This is a genomic window from Natronococcus occultus SP4 (assembly GCF_000328685.1).
Lineage (GTDB): Archaea > Halobacteriota > Halobacteria > Halobacteriales > Natrialbaceae > Natronococcus > Natronococcus occultus.
Window position 1 is genome coordinate 2,232,555 of record NC_019974.1, and the last position, 17,414, is coordinate 2,249,968.

The following is a 17,414-nucleotide window of genomic DNA, read 5'->3' on the forward strand; positions in this document are numbered from 1 at the left end:
GCCGATAGGATAAACGTGGGTCCGGCGACTGCAACCGCGCCGTCGACGGCTGCGACGGTCCCGCCCGCCGTGCTGTCAGAACCTGTCGATCGCGAACGGCTCGATCGGCTGGTCGGTTCCGTCCTCAAGCGCGAGGTCGGCGAGGATCTCGCCGAGGACGCTGGCGAACTTGAAGCCGTGGCCGGAGAACCCGGCGCCGACGACGACCCGCGGGTCCTCGGAGAGCGTATCGAGAACGAAGTCGTCGTCGGGGGTGTTGGTAAAGAGGCAGGTCCGCAGTCCCATCGTCGGCCCCGCGCCGTCGGGGAAGTACCGCTCGGCGAACTCCCGGAGGAGCCGCTCGTCGGTCTGGGTCGGCTCGCGCTCGAAGGCGTCGGGATCGACGGCCTCCTCGCGGTGATTGTACCGTCCGAGCTTGAACCCCGGAACGTCGTGGACTGGGAACCCGTAGTAGCGCCCCTCCGGAACCTCGACGTTCCAGACGGGAAATCGCTCGCGCTCGAACCGTTCGGGTTCGGTCGGCTGGAACCACGCCAGCACCTGTCGCTCGGGGACCAGGGCCGGCTCGAGGACGTCGACGAACCGTCCGGTCCAGGCGCCCGCGGTGACGACGAGCCGGTCGGCCTCGTAGCCGTCGTGGTCGGTCTCGACGCGGACGCCGTCGTCGGTCGGCCGCCAGTCGACGACCCGCTCGCGGGCGCGGATCGTCGCCCCCTCGCGGTGGGCGCGCTCGACGTGGGCGACGGTACAGGCCTCGGGCTCGAGGAACCCTCCGTCGGGCTGGTAGATCGCCTCGTACCCCTCCGGGAGCCGGTAGCCGGGGTAGCGGTCGGTCAGCTCGGCGCTCGAGAGCGCCTCGTAGGCGAGCCCGTGTTCCTCGCAGGCCCGTCGCGACCCCGCCACGACGTCGCCGTCCGCAGGTCCGGCGTCGACCGACCCCGTGCGGTGAAACAGCTGACGACCGCTCTCGTCCTCGAGGTCGGCCCACAGCTCGGCGGCGCGTTTCGCGAGCGGGACGTAGGCCGGGTCCTCGGCGTAGGCGAGCCGAAATATCCTGGAGCGGCCGTGCGAGGAGCCCCGGCCATGGGGAACGTCGTAGCGTTCGAGACCCAGTACGTCGGCGCCGCGAGCCGCGAGGTGAGCGGTCGCGGCGCTACCAACTCCGCCGACCCCGAGAACGATCACGTCGTACCGTTCGCTCATGAGGCCGTCTACGGGGAGGGGTTCGAAAACAGTTGTCAGTCTCGGCGGGCGCGCTCGCGGATCCGCCGCTGCTGTCGGCGTTCGGTGACGTGCCCGACCCCGTCGGCCAGCTCGTCGCGGACCTCGTCCTCGAAGGCGTCGACGTCCTCGAGGAAGTCCGTCGAGAACTCCTCGACGAGTTCGTAGGTCCAGCGGTCGCTGATCGCGCCCGCGGGCAGGTGCTCGTCGCGCAGTCGGTCGGCCCGCTCCTCGTGGCCGGCCTCGCGCAGGGCGTCTTCGGCGTCACTGAGGCGGTCCATCGCGTGGCCCAGTTCGTGGTGAAATCGGAGGAGATCGCCGTACGCCCGATGGACGTATTCGATACCGAGCTGGAGGTCGTGCAGGGCGGCTTCCTCGCGGTCGCTCAGCTCGAGCTCGTCCGGATCGGAATCGGCGTCGGAAGTCATGCCGTCGTTCCGACGGCAACGAGCGGAAAAGTCGTTTCAGGAACGGCAACGGGTGCCGGTTTCGCGCGCCAGGTGCTACCGACCCGGGTCCGGCTCGATCGTCGCGTCCTCGGACTCGACGGCCGTCCGCGTCGCGGGCATCGCCAGCAGACTCACGAGCGCCGAGAGCTCTCCCGTGTGATTCTCGCCGCGGCGGTGGTCCCGACAGCGTCGCCGGACCGCCTCGTAGTCGATCCCGGGCAGAGCCCGGATCGTCGCCTCGCGATCCTCGAGGAACGTCGGCAGCCAGCCCTCGCGCAGCGTCTCGGCGTTCGCTCCGCCCGACGAGTCCTCGAGACGGTCGCGGTAGATCCGTGCGAGCCAGTGAACCGTCTCTGCCCGGTCGAGCGAGACACCGCTCTCGTTGTGCGGGATCGCGGCGAGGTCGGGCGCGAGCCGCGACACCGCCCGGTTGACGACGTTGTGCCGGACGGCGTCGGACCGGGGCAGCTCAAGCGAGAGCTCGATCAGTCGCCGATCGAGGAACGGATAGACCGTCGGAAGCACCTGCGCGTCGCCGTAGCGGTCGAAGGACGTCTCGTTGGTCAGCGGGTACCAGAACCCGGTTCGATCGAGCGCCGCCACCGACGGGTGGTCGATTCCGTGGTCACGGACGCCGTCAGCGGTCGTCTCCAGGGATCGTTTCAGCACCCGTCGAGCGTCGGGAATCTCGTCGGTATCGACGTACGACGGCGTCTCGGCCGCGCGGCTCTCCATATACCGGTGGAGGTCGTCGATCTGACGCTCGATCGGCAGCGAGAGCTCGCCGAACGGCGTGGGGACGCGGCGTCGGGACAGCGTCCACCCCTTGAAGAAGACGTCGGCGTACAGCCCCGAGACGAGCGCGTCGACGTCCGCCCGGAGCTCGTCGGCGACCGCGAGGGTTCGAGCCTCGTTGAACCAGCCGATACCGTTGCCGTGGCGGGCGTACCCCTCGAGGAGCGCGGGCGTTCGGTCCGGCCCCAGCTCGAACCGGGTGAAGTGAACGCCGATGGCGTCGGCGACCCGCGCCGCGACGGTCGACTCGCCGGCCGAGCCGGCCGCGAAGCCGTACGCCCGATCGGGCTCGAGGACGGCCGCGAGCAGTCGCGAGTCGCTCCCCCCGGAAAGCAACAGCCCGTGTCGACGGTCGGCCCGAATCCGATCGCCGATCGCGTCGGTGAACCGGTCGACGAATCGATCGACGAAGCGGTCGATCGGTCGGTCTCTCGGCTGTGGGGTCGGATACCAGTACCGCTCGCACTCGATTCGGTCCGGGCTCGCGGCGTTGACGGTCACGATCGACGCGGGCGGGAGCTGGGCGACGTCCTCGAAGGGGGTCTCGATCCCACGGACGGTCTTGTGAGCGAGGTACTCAACGAGGGACGCGGGATCGAACGCGGCCGGAACGTCGGGATGGCCGACCAGCGACTGCACGGACGACGAAAAGCGGAGGCGATCCGTGTTCGAGTGGTAGTAGACCGGTCGACTGCCGAGCAGATCCGTCACGAGTCGTAGCGTTCGTTCCTCCCGTTCGAGGACGCACGCGACGAACTCGCCGTTCAGTTCGGTCAGCGCCCCGAGCCCGTCGGCGGCGTAGGCGCGGGCGCAGTAAGCCGGCGTCGAGACGCCGATCGGCCGTCGCTCCCAGGAGCCGTTCCGCCGACGGCCGTAGACGGTGCCGATCACGACCAGCGTCGCCCCCCGTTCCGGAACGGAGATCGGCTGCGGTGACGGCTCGTGGGTCGCGGCGACGCAGGTCAGTCCCGCTTCGTCGGTGCGTGCGATCTCGCCGACGCTTCCGCGATCGATCCAGTCCAGCAGCGGATCGATCTCCGGACGGTGCTCCCCGAACGCGCCACAGACCCCGACCATCGTACCCGTCTCTGGGGAAACACCGGGAAAGTGGCTTCGGCCTATCTATCCAACTTGCGGTGCTTGCGCCTGCAGACGTCCGTCAGCTGTCGCTTCGGAGCAGCGTGGCGAACTCCCGGGCGAACGACTCGACGGCCTCCCAGTCGGTGTACTCGTAGTCCCGCGCGGTGTCGGTGTCCCCGCCGGATCGCCCGGCGATTCGGCGCATCACGAACCGCTTGAGCAGGCCGTACTCGCTGTACTTGAGCGCCCCCGCGACGGCGAGCGTGCCGTCAGGATCCCATCCCGTCTCCTCGAGGAACGCTTCGAGCAGCTCCGTCGCGGGCGCACGCTCCTCCGGATCGTCGTGAGCCGCCGTGAGACTGACCGAGAGAAAGGCCGAGGGACGCCGGTTCAGCGTCTCGAGGTGCTCCCGGACGAACGTCTCGACGGAGGACTGGTGGCTGCCGAGGTGGATCGAGGCGCCGACGACGATCCCGTCGTAGGCGTCAGGCTCGAGGACGTCGGGTGGGTGAGCGAGGTGGACCAGCGTCGGATCGTGGCCCTCGGCCTCGAGGACGTCGCCAATGCGCTCGGCGACGGTCGCCGTCTGGCCCTCGGTCGTTCCGTAGCAGAGTAGCACCGTCGCCATCAGTGGCCACCCCGGACTGTGTGAACGCGCATACGCGCCCTTCCACACCGATCCCCATCAAGCCCCAGCTGCGGTTCGCTCAGAGCGCGAGCCGATCCCCCAGCGCGGGAGCCGCGGCGTCGAACCCGTCCTCGCGGAGGTCCGCAGCGAACTCCTCGCAGCGGTCGCCGTGATTGACCAACACGTGTGCGTCCGCGTACTCCTCGAGGAAGGCGAGCAGTCCCTCTCGATCCGCGTGGGCCGAGAAATCGTACTGCTCGACCTGCGCGCTGACCCGCATCGAGCGGCCGTCGATGACCGCGCTGCCGGTCTCGTAGAGCTCGCGGCCGGGCGTCCCCTCGACCTGGTGACCCGTCAGGGCGATCTTGTTGGTCGGGTGCGAGCGGACGGCGGGAACGTAGGTCATCGCGGGGCCGCCGTGGAGCATTCCGCTCGTCGTGACGATCACCGTGTTCTGCTCGGCGATGCGTTTCCGCTGGCCGTCCCGGCCGTCGACGAAGCGGGCGTTGCCCTTCGCCCGCCGGAGCAGGTCGGGATCGCGCAGGAACTCCCGGTTGGGCTCGCGGAGGAACAGCTCCGTCACCCGTTTCCCCATCCCGTCGACGTAACACTCGAGATCGTGTTGCTCGCAGAGACAGAGCATCTCCTGGGTGCGCCCGATCGCGAACGCGGGGACGACGACGGTGCCGCCCTCCCAGAGGGTTCGCTCGAGGCTGTCGACGAACGCCTGCTCGATCTCCGCGCGTGGCGGGCGGGTGACGTCGGCGTAGGTGCTCTCGCAGATCACGGCGTCGGCCGGGGGTCGGGCGGTCGTCCCCGAGAGGAGCTGCTGGTCCTCGGTGTGGAAGTCGCCAGTGTACAGCAGCCGCGTGTCGCCGTCCGAGACCAACACGTGGGCGCTACCGGGGACGTGACCCGCGTCGAAGAACGTGATCTCGTAGCCTGCGGCCTCGAAGGGGTCGCCGTAGCCGTGGGTCTCCGACACCTGCGTGAGGCGGGCGAGTTCGGTCTCGGTGAACGGGCAGTTGTACGTCCCGCCGTGGAGCTCGAGCGTATCCCGCGCGAGCACCATCGCGAGCTCGGAGGTCGGCGACGTCCAGTGGATCGGCGGGCGGGCCTCCCCCGACAGCAGCGTCGGGATCGAGCCGACGTGATCGAGGTGGCCGTGGCTGACGACGACGGCGTCGGGGTCGACGTCCTCGATCGGAAACGACGGCGGGTTCCCCGAGTCCATCCCGAAATCGATCAGCAGGGAGTCGTCGACGAGAACCGCGCTCCGGCCGATCTCGCGAGCCCCGCCCAGCAACCGAACGTCCATGCAGGGGCGTTCTCACTCGACTCGCTTGCCTCCGTCGATCCGCCAGCTCAGCGGTCGTCGCCGAGCGACCGACCGACGAGAAAGAGCAATCCGATACACAGTACGACCATGACGGCCTGGGAGCCGGCCGCGATCGGGCTGTCGACGGAGCCACCGGTCGCGAGCGTCCAGACGTCGGTGAGTCCTCGGGTGCTGCCCGCAACGCCGACAAGTCCCAGCAGTCCGTAGCCGTACGCGACCGCTCGTCGACGACCCGTTGAGCGACCGATCCAGCCGAGGACGACGAGAGCGACGCCGAAGATCGCCGGGATGAGCGCCGTGATACTCGCGAACCCGGTCCCGACGTACGCGGCGATACCGAGCACGACGAGGACGGCGCCGATCGCGATCCCGCCACTGAACAGTCCCGTTTCGTCAGTTGCCATGAACGAAACGACTCCGGGAGGGGTAATACTGGTTACGCTCGCGTGGCGACGAACGGGACGTCGCGTGGCGGGCAGGCTCAGGACGGTCCGTTCGAGCGCGCCTCACCGGGGGGTGTCTCACTCGGGGACGCGGTCCGGCGCAGGAGCCCGATGAGGTAGACGTCGACCAGACAGACGATCAGGATCGCGAGCGGGACCGCGATGTCGGTGTAGCTAACCGACTCGACCTGGAGGGCAGTGACGACGAACGGGTCGCCGAGATCGAGCGCGCCCGAGACGGACCGCGCGCTCAGAAAGCCAAGCGCGAGGACGTAGAGCACGAACCAGATCGCGCCCCGTTTCCACCGGCCGAGATACCAGTGGCCGAGCCCGGCGACGAGGACCGTCAGGAGATACGCCGGCCAGATCGGTCGGCTAAGCCCGGTCATAGGTACCGGTTCGGTACGGAGACCAATCCCTGTTTTCCTTTCGCACGGAGATCAGTCGCCAGGACTCGGGTCCGGGGTCGGCGCCTCGTCGGCGACGACGCTGTCGGTCCAGGTTCCTCGCAGGAACCACGCGGCCGTGACGAGTGCCGAAACGACGTACGAGATCGCGACGGCGTACCAGACGCCGATGACGCCCATCTCGAGGACGACGATGGCGACGGCGGCGATCGGGATGCGGTAGAGCCACAGCTCCTGGATCGAAAGGAGCATCGCGGCGCGGGTCGAGCCACTGCCCCGGATCCCGCCGAGCATGATCTGGAAGGCGCCGAGGAAGAGGTAGGAGGGACCGACGATAGTGACGTAGGCGGCGCCGTAGGCGATCACCTGTGCGGACTCCTCGCCCTCGATGAAGATCGCCGTGATCGGTTGGGCGAACTGGTAGGCGACGCCGATCACGACGGCAAAGATCGAGAGAACGAGCGCCGTGCTGAGCGTGACCGCCTTCTTGGCCCGGTCGACCTGGCCAGCGCCCAGGTTCTGGCCGACGACGGTTTCGGTCCCGCGAGCGAGCCCGAGCGCGGGCAGGAACATCAGCGACGAGAGGCGGTTGACGATCCCGTAGGCCGCGACGGCCTCGGTGCCGGCGATCGCGATCAGCGCCGTCAGAACGGTGATCCCGAAGGCTCGAAACCCCTGCTCGGTCGCGATCGGTCCGCCGATCTCGAGGACCTTTCGGACGGTCTCGCTCTCGAGGCGGAGGTCGGACAGCGACGGCTTCAGCCCGACCCGGCCCGAAAAGAGCAGGTACAGGCCGACGACCGCCGCGATCCCCCGGGAGAACACGGTCGCGACGGCGGCGCCGGCGACGCCGTACCCCTCGAACCCGGTGGCCTCGTAGAGCGTCGCCTCGAGACCCGTCAGGCCGACCCAGGCGAACATCGGGTTGTCGGCGAACCCGAGGATGAGAAACGGATCGATGACGACGTTGATGGCGACGCTGATCACCATCAGGTACAGCGGGGTTCGGGTGTCGCCCCACCCCCGCGAGAGCGCGTCGAAGATGAAAAACCAGAACATGAACGCGACGCCGACGAAGACGATCCGCGTGTAGGTGACGGCGTAGGCGAAGGCGTCGCTGCCGGGTTCGGCGCCGACCAGTCGGATCAGCCACGGCGAGAGCAGATAGCCGAGCGCGCCGAAGGCGACGCCGACGATCGTGACGAACGACAGCGTCTGTCCGGCGACGTGGGAGGACCGAGTGAAGTTGCCCGCACCCTTGTGCTGGGAGATCAGCACCGTCCCCGCGACGGTCAGGCCGCCACCGACGCTGACCATCAGGAAGACGATCGCCCACGAGTACGACAGCGCGGCGACGGCGTCGCCGCCGAGCCGCCCGACCCAGTAGGTGTCAGCGAGGTTATACCCGACCTGCAGGAGCTGACTGGCGACGATCGGTGCCGAAAGAACGAGCAGCGGCTTGAACAGGCCGCCGTCGATGACGTTTACCGAACGATCCGTTCCCGTCCGCGACTCGCTCACTCCCGATCACGCTCGGCCGTCTCGTCGTCCGCCTCTCTCGTGTCGGCTCCCAGGTCGGCGGCGAGCCGATGCTGGTGGTCGTTCTCGGGGAGAGTCCGCGGGTCGCGATCGGCCGGGAACGACGCGTCCTCGGCGAGCAGGTCGTCGAACACCCACGTCGCGGTTCCCTCACGGACCTCCTCCAGATAGGCGTCCCGCCCGATCGTCAGCTGGCGGATCCGCGCGCCGTCGAAGGCCGCGATCAGCACCGCCGCGGTCGTCTCGGGGTCGTGGTCCCGGAACTCGCCGGCCTCGAGCCCGTCTCGGAGGATCTCCTCGAGGATCTCGCGAAGCTGGTCGTCGCTCTTGCGGAGCTTCTCGCGGAACCGGTCGTTGTACGGCCCCTGCGTGCGCAACTCGAGCATCGCGACGTGGAACGACTGGCGATCGTTCTCGCCGGGACCGTAGAGAAACCAGTCGACGAACGTCGCCAGTCGCTCGACCGGGGGAAGATCCCGGGTTTCGGCGACCCGATCGTCGAACCGCTCGAAGAGGAACTCGAGAAAGTCCGCCAGCAGGTCCTCCTTGGAGTCGTAGTGGTAGAACAGCAGCGACTTGCTCTTGTCGGTCCTGTCGGCGATATCCTGGGCCGTCAGCTCGGTGTAGCCGTGTTCACAGAGCGCCTCGTAGGCCGCGCGCATGATCGAGGTACGAACGTCAGGGTCAGTCACTAACTGACTAGTTAGTCAGCGACGATAAAGGGTATTTCGGTTCGAAGCCGCTACGGACGGTACCGTCGTACGCCGAACGGTTCGTAGCCCCCGAAGGCGACCTCCAGCGATCCGATCCACCAGTTCCAGCGCTCGGGCGGCCCGCCGTCGGGCGCGTCCGCGAGCTCGTCGAGGACGACGTCCTCGGTCAGCGGGATGTCGGTGTCGTCCTCGTAGCGACCGGCGTCGGCAAGGTCGACGGCCTGGCGGGCGACGACGCGGGCGCCGCCGCTCGTCCCGCCGAAGCGCTCACGCAGGCGGTCCTCGAGGCGGTCGCGGTCGATGCTCACGCGGGGGAGTACGCACTCGAGGTGGTAAACGTCGGCGGCCGCGGGCGGGGGCTCGTCGAGACCGTGTTTCGATGTGTTTTTGGGCACCCGCCGTTTTTCACCGGGCATGGCAAGTTTCACAGTCGTCGTTGGCGATCCGGACTCCGGGTCGACCTACCAGCTCGAAGCGGACGATCAGGACGCGAACCGGTTCATCGGCAAGTCGATCGGCGAGGAAGTCGACGGCACCGCCGTCGGACTCGACGGCTACACTCTCGAGATCACCGGTGGCTCCGACGAGGCCGGCCGACCGCTCAGCCCCGACGTCGCCGGACCGAATCTCGAGGAAGTGCTGATGAAGGGCCGCCAGGTCGGCTACCACCCCACCCGGGACGGCGAGCGACGCCGCGTCACGGTCCGTGGACGGGAGGTCTCCGACGCCGTCGCACAGATCAACGCCTCCGTGGTCGAATCCGGGAGCAGCGACATCGACGAGCTGCTGGGCGGCGACGACGAGTAACGACTCACGTTCTTATGGCAGATAGAGTTTCGAGCGATCATCCGTCAGTGCGGACCGTTCGCTCGACGCGTACCGAGACCGCGACGGGAAGCAAACTCGAGATTCCGGCCGAGGACCGCGACGCGTTCGTGCCCGACGAGGTCGTTCGGGTCGTCCTCGACGGAACCGAACGGTTCGCCCGTATCGAACGCGCACTGACGGGCGAGGAGCTCTCCGTTCCCGGCGTCTACGACACGCCGGAGCTGGCCCGGAACCCCGGCGAGGGAGCCGACCGACTCACGGAGTGGATCGACGACCACGACATCCGTTCGGGCGGGTCGGTGCTGATCGACGTCGTCGAATCCGAGTTTCTCTACGGACTCCGCGAACCCGGCGAGACGAACTTCTACGACGCCCGCGAGCCGCCAAACGACAGCCTGAGCGACATCGCGAGCGATCTGGAGTAAGCGGTCGCTACCGCTCGGGCGACGAAGACGCCGCGAGAAACCGTTCCAGCAACAGCCCGAAGGCCAGATGCTGGTGCATCGTCCGCTCGAGGGTCGCCTGGACGTACTCCTCGTCGACGACGGCGTACTCCTTGGTCCTGACCTTCGCGTGCATCTCGAGGACGTCCCGATCCTCGAGGGCGTGGAGACACGGATACACCGTCCCCGGGCTGAGCTGTGCGTCGAACAGGTCGGCCAGATCCGCGAGCAGCTCCTTTCCGTGGGTCGACCCGCGAGCCGAGACAAGCACGAGCAACAGCTCCTCGAGGTTTTCTTTGACCAGCGAGTCGTCGAACGCGACGTCCTCGGTCGCGAGCGCGTCGGGTACCTGATCGAGCAGTTCGTCGAGATCGTGTTCGGTCGCCGCCGCGTCGACGGTGTCGGGAGCGTGCCCGGACGCACGGGCGCTCGCGGCGGTTCGGTCGTCGAACGCGGCTGCGATGGAGGGGTCGTGTTTACTCATTGACAGTCACCGTGGTGTCGGAGCTGGGTCGGCGTCGATCTCACCGGCGCGCGCCGGTCGAACGACGGGCTTCGGTCGCCACAGCGGCGGGTTTCCGTCGGCTTCGATCGAGCGGTTCGTGACCCATCGACTACTCTCACCACGTATCGAAGCGTAATAAATACCAGGTTTCGTGAAAGTCAAAGAATAGTATATTGATTTCCGCCTGTGGGATAATCGACGTCTGAGGGCTCATTCGCGACGGTATCGCTATTCTCGACAGTTCTGCCGAAAGTGTATCTGCTGAACCATAATGTCTCGTGAACGATCTCCGTCCCGTTCGGCTCCCGGCCGTCGCGGCGTCGGTAGGTGCTACGTGTCGTCGACAACGCCGACGAGCCCGTCGGGACGCTCGTCGGCGTCGAGTTGCCGGTCGGTCCGCTGGTTGGCCATCCGTCCGACCAGCGCCTCGTCCGCCAGACTCTCGCCGTCGATCCGGGCGATGTAGGCGAGGCTTCTGGCGTGGGCGGCAAAGACCGTTCCCTCGAGGGAGTCGACCGATTCCTCGAGCGTCGGCGACGCGTCGGCCTCGCCCGGCTCCCGGGACATCCCCCGGACGTACGAGACGAGTCGCTCGCGGGCCCGTGGGCCGATCCAGCCCACGTCCTCGTAGTAGCGCAGACAGTTCAGCGCGCCCGTTGTCCCGAACCGATCGGTGAGAAACCGCATCCACCGGATCGTCGCGTCCGTTCGGTCGGCTGAGGGGTCGAGCGTCTCGAGGTATGGGGTCGAGTCTGCCATCGGTATCTATCGAACGATATATCTAACTGAGCATGAAGGTTCGTTCCGTTACGAGCGGTGAGTCGTCAGACGGTGACGACGAACTCGACGACGTACTGGGTCGTGGCTGCGACGACCGCCCCGAGCCAGGTCAACAGGACGAAGTGTACCAGTCCGCTGATGAGGTGACCGCGGTCGGTGAGCCGAATGATCACCGCCGACAGCGCCGCGTTCAGCAGGATCGTAAACGTCAGCAGGTACTCGATGGCGCCGATGTTGTACTGTTCGGTGTGAAGCAAGCCGTCGGTGAAGTCGCCGGGCGCGGGCCCACCCGCCACGTCGCTGCCCGCGTCGGCCGTGTCGCCGAGATCCATCTCGTCCGTGATGTCCATCATGATATCGACGACCTCGAGCCCGATGAAGAAGGCAAAGACGCTCGCGGCGGTGATGCCGTACAACACACCGATGAGCGTCATCGTCGCCTGCCGTCGTTGGTCGCGGACCTTCAGCACCTGGTTGTAGTTCGTGCTGATGATCTGGCCGAGCAGCTTCGGGTCGCCACCCATCCCTCGCCCGACGACGTACATGTCGCCGAACTTCTGGATGAGATACGACCCGGTCTCGGCAGCGAACAGCCGCCAGGATCGGATCCCGTCGATCCGCATGTTGAGGCGCTTGTAGAGCGCGTCGATGTTCTCGGTCAGCGCGCCGAAGTCCTTCCGTCGCAGACTCGCGAGGACGCTGCTGGTCGAGGACTGTTTGACACTCTCGACGGCCCCGAGCGTTCGCACGAAGCTGGGAAACTCCCCGTCGCGAGTCTTCACTTTCTGTTCTTCCTGGCGCATCTTCCAGCCGGGGTACAACAGCGGCGTCACCGGGACCGCAAGCAGGATCGACAGCGGGACGTCGACGTCCGGGACCGGGACGAGCCCGGACAGGACGACGACGACCGCAAGCGCCAGCAGGGCACTTCCGCCACAGCCGATCGCCAGCGCGGTCGGGATCCCGCTGGTCGGCCCCGGGCCCGCGGTGTCCTCGAGATACCAGACCGGATCCGCGGGGGCGATCAGGTGGATCGCGTAGACGAACCCCAGCTGGACGATCAGGAACATGACGATCGTGCCGGCGATCAGCAGCGTCGGGTTCGCCCCGATCAGGATCGGCAACACGATCGCGAACACGAGAACGAACGCGACCGACAGCATCATCGACATGTACAGCTCCTTCATCACGTCGAGTTTCGACAGGTCGGCCTCGTACCGGGTGACGAACTGCTGGATGATCGTATCCTGTTCGTCGATCAGGAACTCGCTGATCTGCTGGCCGCCGCCGACCGTGTAGGCGAGCCGTTCGAGGAAATCGGACAGCAGCGGGCTCGCGGTCTGTTTGGCCCGCATCCGGCAGGCGTCGTCGAGGCTCATGTTCCAGGTGTCGACCATCGCGACCAGATGTCCCATCTCGTCGGCCAGGGCGTCGTACTCCTCCTCCTCGGCCAGGATACGGAAGATCTCGACCCGGTTGACGTTCGTCATCGACAACACGGTGATGTGGGTCAGAAACAGGTGGAACCGCTGGCGGATCTGCTTTCGCTTGCGGTCCTCCAGTAGCTTCGGGTAACCCACCGCGACGGCGACCGCGAGCAGGCCGACCAGAAACAGCGGAACGGCGATCAGTAGCGGGAGACCCACCAGTATCGCCAGCAGCGGCAACGCCAGCGAGAGCCCGACAGCGGGAGCAACAACGAAGAGGAGATACCGATCGGTCGACATCTCCATGCGCTCGTAGGCCATCCCGAGCTCGCGAAGCGCCGATCGGGCGGCCAGCTCCGGCGACGAGTGAGTCTCCGAGGACATGCTACGCGAACTGATCGACCCCCCTGATCCGGATCGGCAGCCCCTGGAGGCCGTCGCGCTGGAAGTCCGCGATCGCGCGGTTGACCTCGTGGTAGCCGAGCACGTCGGCATCGATCAGCTGGCGGACGATCTCCGCCCGGCGGTCGAGCTCGTCGTAGATCCGTCGGGTGTCCTGGTAGCCAAGCAGCGTCGCGATCTGTTCCTCGAGGACGTAGGAGTTGTTCCGGCCCGTAAAGGAGACGACGTCGTCCCGGGGATCCCAGCGGAACGCCTGGCGGGTGACGACGCCGTCCTCGTAGTCGGAGTAGCCCTCGATCTCCTGGACGGAGGTGACCCGCCGGAGGACGTCGTCGCCTTGCTTGACCCGGTTCTGGAACAGGGCGACGTCGCAGTTGTCCATGAACGTCTCCGGGACGTTGATCGGGCTCCCGGTAAAGCGCTGGATCATCGAGACGATGTCGCTGGCGTGGAACGTCAGCATGACGGGGTGGCCGGTCTGGGCGGCCTGGAACGCCATCTGGCCCTCCTCGCCGCGGACCTCGCCGACGACGATGTAGTCGGGCCGCGAGCGCAGCGCGGCCGCGACGAGGTCAAACATGTCGACGTCGGCGCTCGCGTCGCCCGACCCCTCCCGAGTGAGCAGCTGCTGCCAGGTGTCGTGGGGCGGGACGACCTCCGCGGTGTCCTCGGCGGTGTAGATCTTCGCGTCCCGGGGAATAAAGGAGAGCGCGGCGTTCAGCGTCGTCGTCTTCCCCGAGGCAGTCTCGCCGACGACGAACACCGTCTGCTCGTTCTCGAGACAGAGCCAGAGGTACGCCGCCAGCTCGGGACTGAGCGTCCCCCACTTCGTGATCTGGAGGATCGACAGCGGGATCTCCTCGCCCTGGCGGATCGTCAGCGAGGGGCCCTGGACCGAGACGTCGTCGGAGTAGATGATGTTGATCCGCGAGCCGTCGGGCAGGGTCGCGTCGATCACCGGATCGGAGTCGCTGACGGGGTGGTCCATCCGCTCGCCCATGTTGCGCAGCCACTGTTCGAACTCCGCGGCCGTCCCGAAGTCGACGGTCGCCTCGATCATCCCGTAGGTGCCGTGATCGAGATAACACTGGTCGGGACCGATGACGTGGATGTCCTCGTTTGCCGTGTCGGTCATCACCGGCTCCAGGGGACCGAGCCCGACGATGTCCCGCTGGAGCTGGTAGCGAAGCCGGGAGAACTGCTGTTCGGTGACCCCGATCGAGCTGGTGCCGAAGGCGCCGAGCAGCCCCGTGGACTCCCCGGTCCGCTCCCCGCCGACCGTGACGACTTCCTCCAGCAGGGCGTCGATGTGTTCCTCGAACTCCTCGCTGTCGGTCGGAGCCGGCCGCGTGACGCTCTTGTCGAGAATCCGACGGCGGATCTCGTCGTACAGCTCGCCGTCGACGTCCTCGAGGACGGGCTCGACGCAGTAGTAGGTCGTCGAGATGCCGACGTCGCCGTGGACGTGACAGAAGATCGGCTCCTCGGGGGTGTAGATGACGTTCGGCCGGGGCGACTCCCACTCCACGTCGGGTTCGTCGATCAGGATCGGATACTCGTTGTACTCGGCGTAGAACGCCTCGAGATGCTCGCGCAGGTGGGGGTGGTCCTCAGTGAGAGCGGCGAGGTCGTCCTCGAGTCGCGGCGTCCCGAAGTCGGACATGTTAGGCGACCGTCCGGGTGATGATCGAGACGCCCCGACCCTGCTGGACGCTGAACCCGATCGTGTCGTCGACGGGCGCGTTCATGTTCTGGAACCGCCGGACGCGGATGCTGCGTCTGACCTCCTTGCCGACGGCGGTCGTCTCGATGTCGAAGTAGACGTCGGCGACGCTTCGCAGCGGGTGCAGGGCGTCCTCGTCGATCCCCGAGGGGTCGACGGTCAACACGATCGTCTTCCCGCCTCTGGTCATCTGCCGGAGGAAAGTGACCAGCCGCTGGAGCACCCGGTTCTCCTCGCCGGCCTCGCTGCCGGCCTCGTAGTTGGGGTCGTGGCGCAACAGCGCCGAGAGGGTGTCGACGTAGACGACGTCGGCCCGCCAGAGCTGCTCGGCGTCGACGAGCCGGGCAAGCAGCTGTCGGGTCGGCCCCGTATCGCGGGTGTCGACGTTCGCGTGCAAGAACAGCAGCCGTTCGGCCAGCAGGAGGTCGACGACGTCGTAGGACAGCGAGTGCATCTGGTCGACGAACTCGCCGGCCCCGAGCTCCGTCGAGACGTAGCTGACGTCGGTCCCCTCGGTCGCCATCCCGTAGGCGAACCGCTGGGAGAGGGCGCTTTTGCCCGCGCCGTCCTCGCCCTCGATCAGTACGATGCTTCCGGTCGGGATCCCGTCGCCGACGGCGTTGTTCACCCGATCTCGATCCGCCAGTCCGATTGAGTAGTGTTCGCTCATGGTTACGTTCGAAACTCGAAGACCGCGCTGGTCTCGTTGATCGTGACGACCGCCCGGTGTTCCCCGCCGGCGTCGAAGCCGTCCTCGAGGTCAGCAGCCGCGAGATCGATCTCGAGTTCGGCGACGGCGCCGGGCCGCCAGTGGTCGTCGCCGTGGAGCTCGATCTCCGAGCCGTCGTCGACGTAGGCCTCGCTCACGACGTACTCGCCGTCGAGGACGACGTCGAGCCCGGAGCCGTCGCTGGCGAGGGTGTTCTCGCCGGTGTTTTTGACGTACAGGGTGACGGTGTCGCCGTCGTAGACCGCGTCGCTGCCCGCGTCGCTGATGATCTCGATGTCGGTGTCGATCGTCTCCGCGGTGTTGCCCGTCTGGGTACTGACCGAGCCGCTGACGTCCGTGACCGCCGTGACGAGCGTCCCGGCGACGCCCGCGGCGACGATCATCGCGGCGATAAACAGGATCAGACTCGAGATCGACGTGCTCGACATCTCAGATCGACTCCGTGATCGCGACGCCGTGTTCGGTGACGAGCTTGATGCGCTCGGGGTCCTCGGGCAAGTCCTCGGTTTCGACGGTGACGGTCAGCTCCTCCTCGGGGAGCCACAGCTCGTGGTCGGACTCCCCGTCGATCGTCGTCTCCCGGTCTGCGGGAAGCGTTCCGTCGACGAGCACCGTCGTGTCGGCGGCCGACAGCGAGGACGCGCCGTCGTTTCGTGCGGTCACCGTCAGCTCACCGTCGGCGTGCTCGACCTCGACGTCGGCGACCGCCGCGTTCTGGGCCTCGAGGGCACGGTTGTCCCGATCCTCGATGGCATTCTGGCGTAAGTCTTGTGCCGACTGCAGGGCGGGGTAGGCCACGCTGACCGCGACGAGGACGCCGACGAGGATAACTGCTGTCGCACCGCTGGTGCTAAATCCCATCTTCGATCACCCGACCGTCAGGGGTCGACGGTTCGTCTGATCTCGCCGATCTCCCGCAGCTGGACCACGTAGGCGTAGCTGTCGGCGTGGTCGGCCGCGGTGAGCGATCCCGACGGGTCGGCGTCGACGTCCGCGAGCCCGGGCCCCGACAGGACGGTCTCGAGGTGGGCCCGGACGTCCTCGTCGATCCAGCCGAGTTCGACGTAGTACGACAGTGCCTCGAGGGTCGCCCGCGGGCCGCCCGACTCGAGCAGCGTCGCGAGCCACTCGAAGACGACGACGTCGGTCGCGTAGGTGTCTGGCAGCGTCCGGAGCGTCGGGGCGTCCGCGGGGGTGTCGATCGGCTGCGGATCGGGCTCGGGTTCGGGTTCTGGCTCGGGCGCTGGATCGTCCTCCTCGAGGTCGGCGACGGGTTCGACCTCGACGTCTTCCTTCAGGTCGTCGAACGAGACGGTCTCCCCGTCGTCGGCGCTCGCGCCGCCGAAGACCTCGAACCCGCTGTCGGCCTCGCCCTCGCCGGTGAAGGGGTTGATGTCGTCGGTCACCTGATCGTACAGTCCCAGCAGCCGTCGCACCCGGTCGTTGAGCTCGTCGACCTGTGAGACGACCTGCTCCTGGGAGTCCTGGATCGCGTCCAGGCGCATCTCGGTGTCCTCGATCGACTCCTCGAGGCTCTCGGTCCGGTAGCGCAGGTCGTCGACGACCTCCTCGTCGACGCCGCCGTCGGCCTGCTCCTCAGGGTCGTCGTTGGACTGGGTGAACGAGCTCGCCCAGCTGAGATCGAACCCGTCGTCGTCGGGCTCGTCAAGCGGCGCGGGCTCGAGGGCCGCGAACTCGTCGTCCTCCTCCGGGGGCGTCTCCTCACTGTCGATCGTCAGCTCCGGTTTCTTCTCGAGGGGGTCGTCGATAGGGTCGTCCTCGTCCGGGCTCTCCGTCGCGGTCTCGTCGTCCTCGTCTTCGGGGACGTCTTCGTCTTCCGGGGCGTCCGCCTCGGCGTCCTCGGGTGTCGTGTCGGTTTCCCAGTCGGCGGGCTCGAGCGAGTCCCGCTCGGCGGACTCCCTGCCGCGGCCGAACAGGCTCATGAGCCAGTTCCAAGCCATC

20 protein-coding genes are annotated in these 17,414 nt (G+C 67.3%); 2 read left to right on the plus strand and 18 right to left on the minus strand.

The features are described from left to right. Positions 1-75: 75 nt before the first annotated feature. The 10 genes from solA to NATOC_RS11095 form a co-directional block, all read right to left on the minus strand. The gene (gene solA / locus NATOC_RS11050) at positions 76-1,203 is read right to left on the minus strand and encodes an N-methyl-L-tryptophan oxidase (protein WP_015321532.1); all 1,128 of its coding nucleotides are present in this window, start codon (positions 1,201-1,203) and stop codon (positions 76-78) included. 35 nt (positions 1,204-1,238) lie between these two features. Then, complete coding sequence (locus tag NATOC_RS11055; protein ID WP_015321533.1) at positions 1,239-1,649, minus strand: hypothetical protein; 411 nt, start codon at positions 1,647-1,649, stop codon at positions 1,239-1,241. 75 nt (positions 1,650-1,724) lie between these two features. Continuing rightward, a complete protein-coding gene (locus NATOC_RS11060; RefSeq protein ID WP_015321534.1) occupies positions 1,725-3,542 on the minus strand; it encodes an asparagine synthase-related protein in 1,818 nt (605 codons plus the stop codon). Between the two features lie 82 nt (positions 3,543-3,624). Then, positions 3,625-4,173 carry a flavodoxin domain-containing protein gene (locus tag NATOC_RS11065; RefSeq protein ID WP_015321535.1) on the minus strand — a complete coding sequence of 183 codons (549 nt, stop codon included), beginning with the start codon at positions 4,171-4,173 and terminating at the stop codon, positions 3,625-3,627. Positions 4,174-4,252: 79 nt separating this feature from the next. Next, entirely contained in the window at positions 4,253-5,491 is a 1,239-nt protein-coding gene (locus NATOC_RS11070) for an MBL fold metallo-hydrolase (protein ID WP_015321536.1), read from the minus strand. A 47-nt stretch (positions 5,492-5,538) separates the two neighbouring features. Further along, positions 5,539-5,916 (minus strand): hypothetical protein, encoded by a 378-nt coding sequence (locus NATOC_RS11075; RefSeq protein WP_015321537.1) that lies wholly within the window; start codon positions 5,914-5,916, stop codon positions 5,539-5,541. A 77-nt stretch (positions 5,917-5,993) separates the two neighbouring features. Continuing rightward, positions 5,994-6,344, minus strand: coding sequence for a TM2 domain protein (locus NATOC_RS11080; RefSeq protein WP_015321538.1), 351 nt, complete (start codon positions 6,342-6,344; stop codon positions 5,994-5,996). A 51-nt stretch (positions 6,345-6,395) separates the two neighbouring features. Then, on the minus strand, positions 6,396-7,883 hold the full coding sequence (locus tag NATOC_RS11085; protein WP_015321539.1) for an MATE family efflux transporter: 1,488 nt from the start codon (positions 7,881-7,883) through the stop codon (positions 6,396-6,398). Further along, positions 7,880-8,593 (minus strand): TetR/AcrR family transcriptional regulator, encoded by a 714-nt coding sequence (locus NATOC_RS11090; RefSeq protein WP_015321540.1) that lies wholly within the window; start codon positions 8,591-8,593, stop codon positions 7,880-7,882. Before NATOC_RS11090 ends, NATOC_RS11085 begins: the two co-directional genes overlap by 4 nt. 50 nt (positions 8,594-8,643) lie before the next feature. Beyond that, positions 8,644-8,922 (minus strand): hypothetical protein, encoded by a 279-nt coding sequence (locus NATOC_RS11095; RefSeq protein WP_049888919.1) that lies wholly within the window; start codon positions 8,920-8,922, stop codon positions 8,644-8,646. Positions 8,923-9,028: 106 nt separating this feature from the next. On the opposite strand from NATOC_RS11095, the gene NATOC_RS11100 reads away from it, so the two are divergent. Beyond that, the gene (locus NATOC_RS11100) at positions 9,029-9,421 is read left to right on the plus strand and encodes a 30S ribosomal protein S6e (protein ID WP_015321542.1); all 393 of its coding nucleotides are present in this window, start codon (positions 9,029-9,031) and stop codon (positions 9,419-9,421) included. A 14-nt stretch (positions 9,422-9,435) separates the two neighbouring features. Next, on the plus strand, positions 9,436-9,867 hold the full coding sequence (locus NATOC_RS11105; protein ID WP_015321543.1) for a DUF7112 family protein: 432 nt from the start codon (positions 9,436-9,438) through the stop codon (positions 9,865-9,867). Positions 9,868-9,874: 7 nt separating this feature from the next. Here the strand turns inward: NATOC_RS11105 and NATOC_RS11110 are convergent, their stop codons facing one another. From NATOC_RS11110 to NATOC_RS11145, 8 genes are all read right to left on the minus strand, one after another. Beyond that, the gene (locus tag NATOC_RS11110; protein ID WP_015321544.1) at positions 9,875-10,369 is read right to left on the minus strand and encodes a helix-turn-helix transcriptional regulator; all 495 of its coding nucleotides are present in this window, start codon (positions 10,367-10,369) and stop codon (positions 9,875-9,877) included. Between the two features lie 351 nt (positions 10,370-10,720). Beyond that, complete coding sequence (locus NATOC_RS11115) at positions 10,721-11,149, minus strand: FlaD/FlaE family flagellar protein (protein ID WP_015321545.1); 429 nt, start codon at positions 11,147-11,149, stop codon at positions 10,721-10,723. A 65-nt stretch (positions 11,150-11,214) separates the two neighbouring features. Next, positions 11,215-12,981, minus strand: coding sequence for an archaellar assembly protein FlaJ (gene flaJ / locus NATOC_RS11120; RefSeq protein ID WP_015321546.1), 1,767 nt, complete (start codon positions 12,979-12,981; stop codon positions 11,215-11,217). A gap of 1 nt (position 12,982) precedes the next feature. After that, positions 12,983-14,662: a type II/IV secretion system ATPase subunit gene (locus tag NATOC_RS11125; RefSeq protein WP_015321547.1), complete on the minus strand. Its 1,680-nt coding sequence runs from the start codon at positions 14,660-14,662 to the stop codon at positions 12,983-12,985. 1 nt (position 14,663) lies between these two features. Continuing rightward, positions 14,664-15,392, minus strand: a complete 729-nt coding sequence (locus NATOC_RS11130) for an ATPase domain-containing protein (RefSeq protein WP_015321548.1) — start codon at positions 15,390-15,392, stop codon at positions 14,664-14,666. 2 nt (positions 15,393-15,394) lie between these two features. Next, positions 15,395-15,880 carry a flagellar protein G gene (locus NATOC_RS11135; RefSeq protein WP_015321549.1) on the minus strand — a complete coding sequence of 162 codons (486 nt, stop codon included), beginning with the start codon at positions 15,878-15,880 and terminating at the stop codon, positions 15,395-15,397. Between the two features lies 1 nt (position 15,881). After that, positions 15,882-16,313, minus strand: coding sequence for a flagellar protein F (locus NATOC_RS11140; protein WP_015321550.1), 432 nt, complete (start codon positions 16,311-16,313; stop codon positions 15,882-15,884). Between the two features lie 17 nt (positions 16,314-16,330). Continuing rightward, a complete protein-coding gene (locus NATOC_RS11145) occupies positions 16,331-17,413 on the minus strand; it encodes a FlaD/FlaE family flagellar protein (RefSeq protein WP_015321551.1) in 1,083 nt (360 codons plus the stop codon). Position 17,414: the final 1 nt, after the last annotated feature.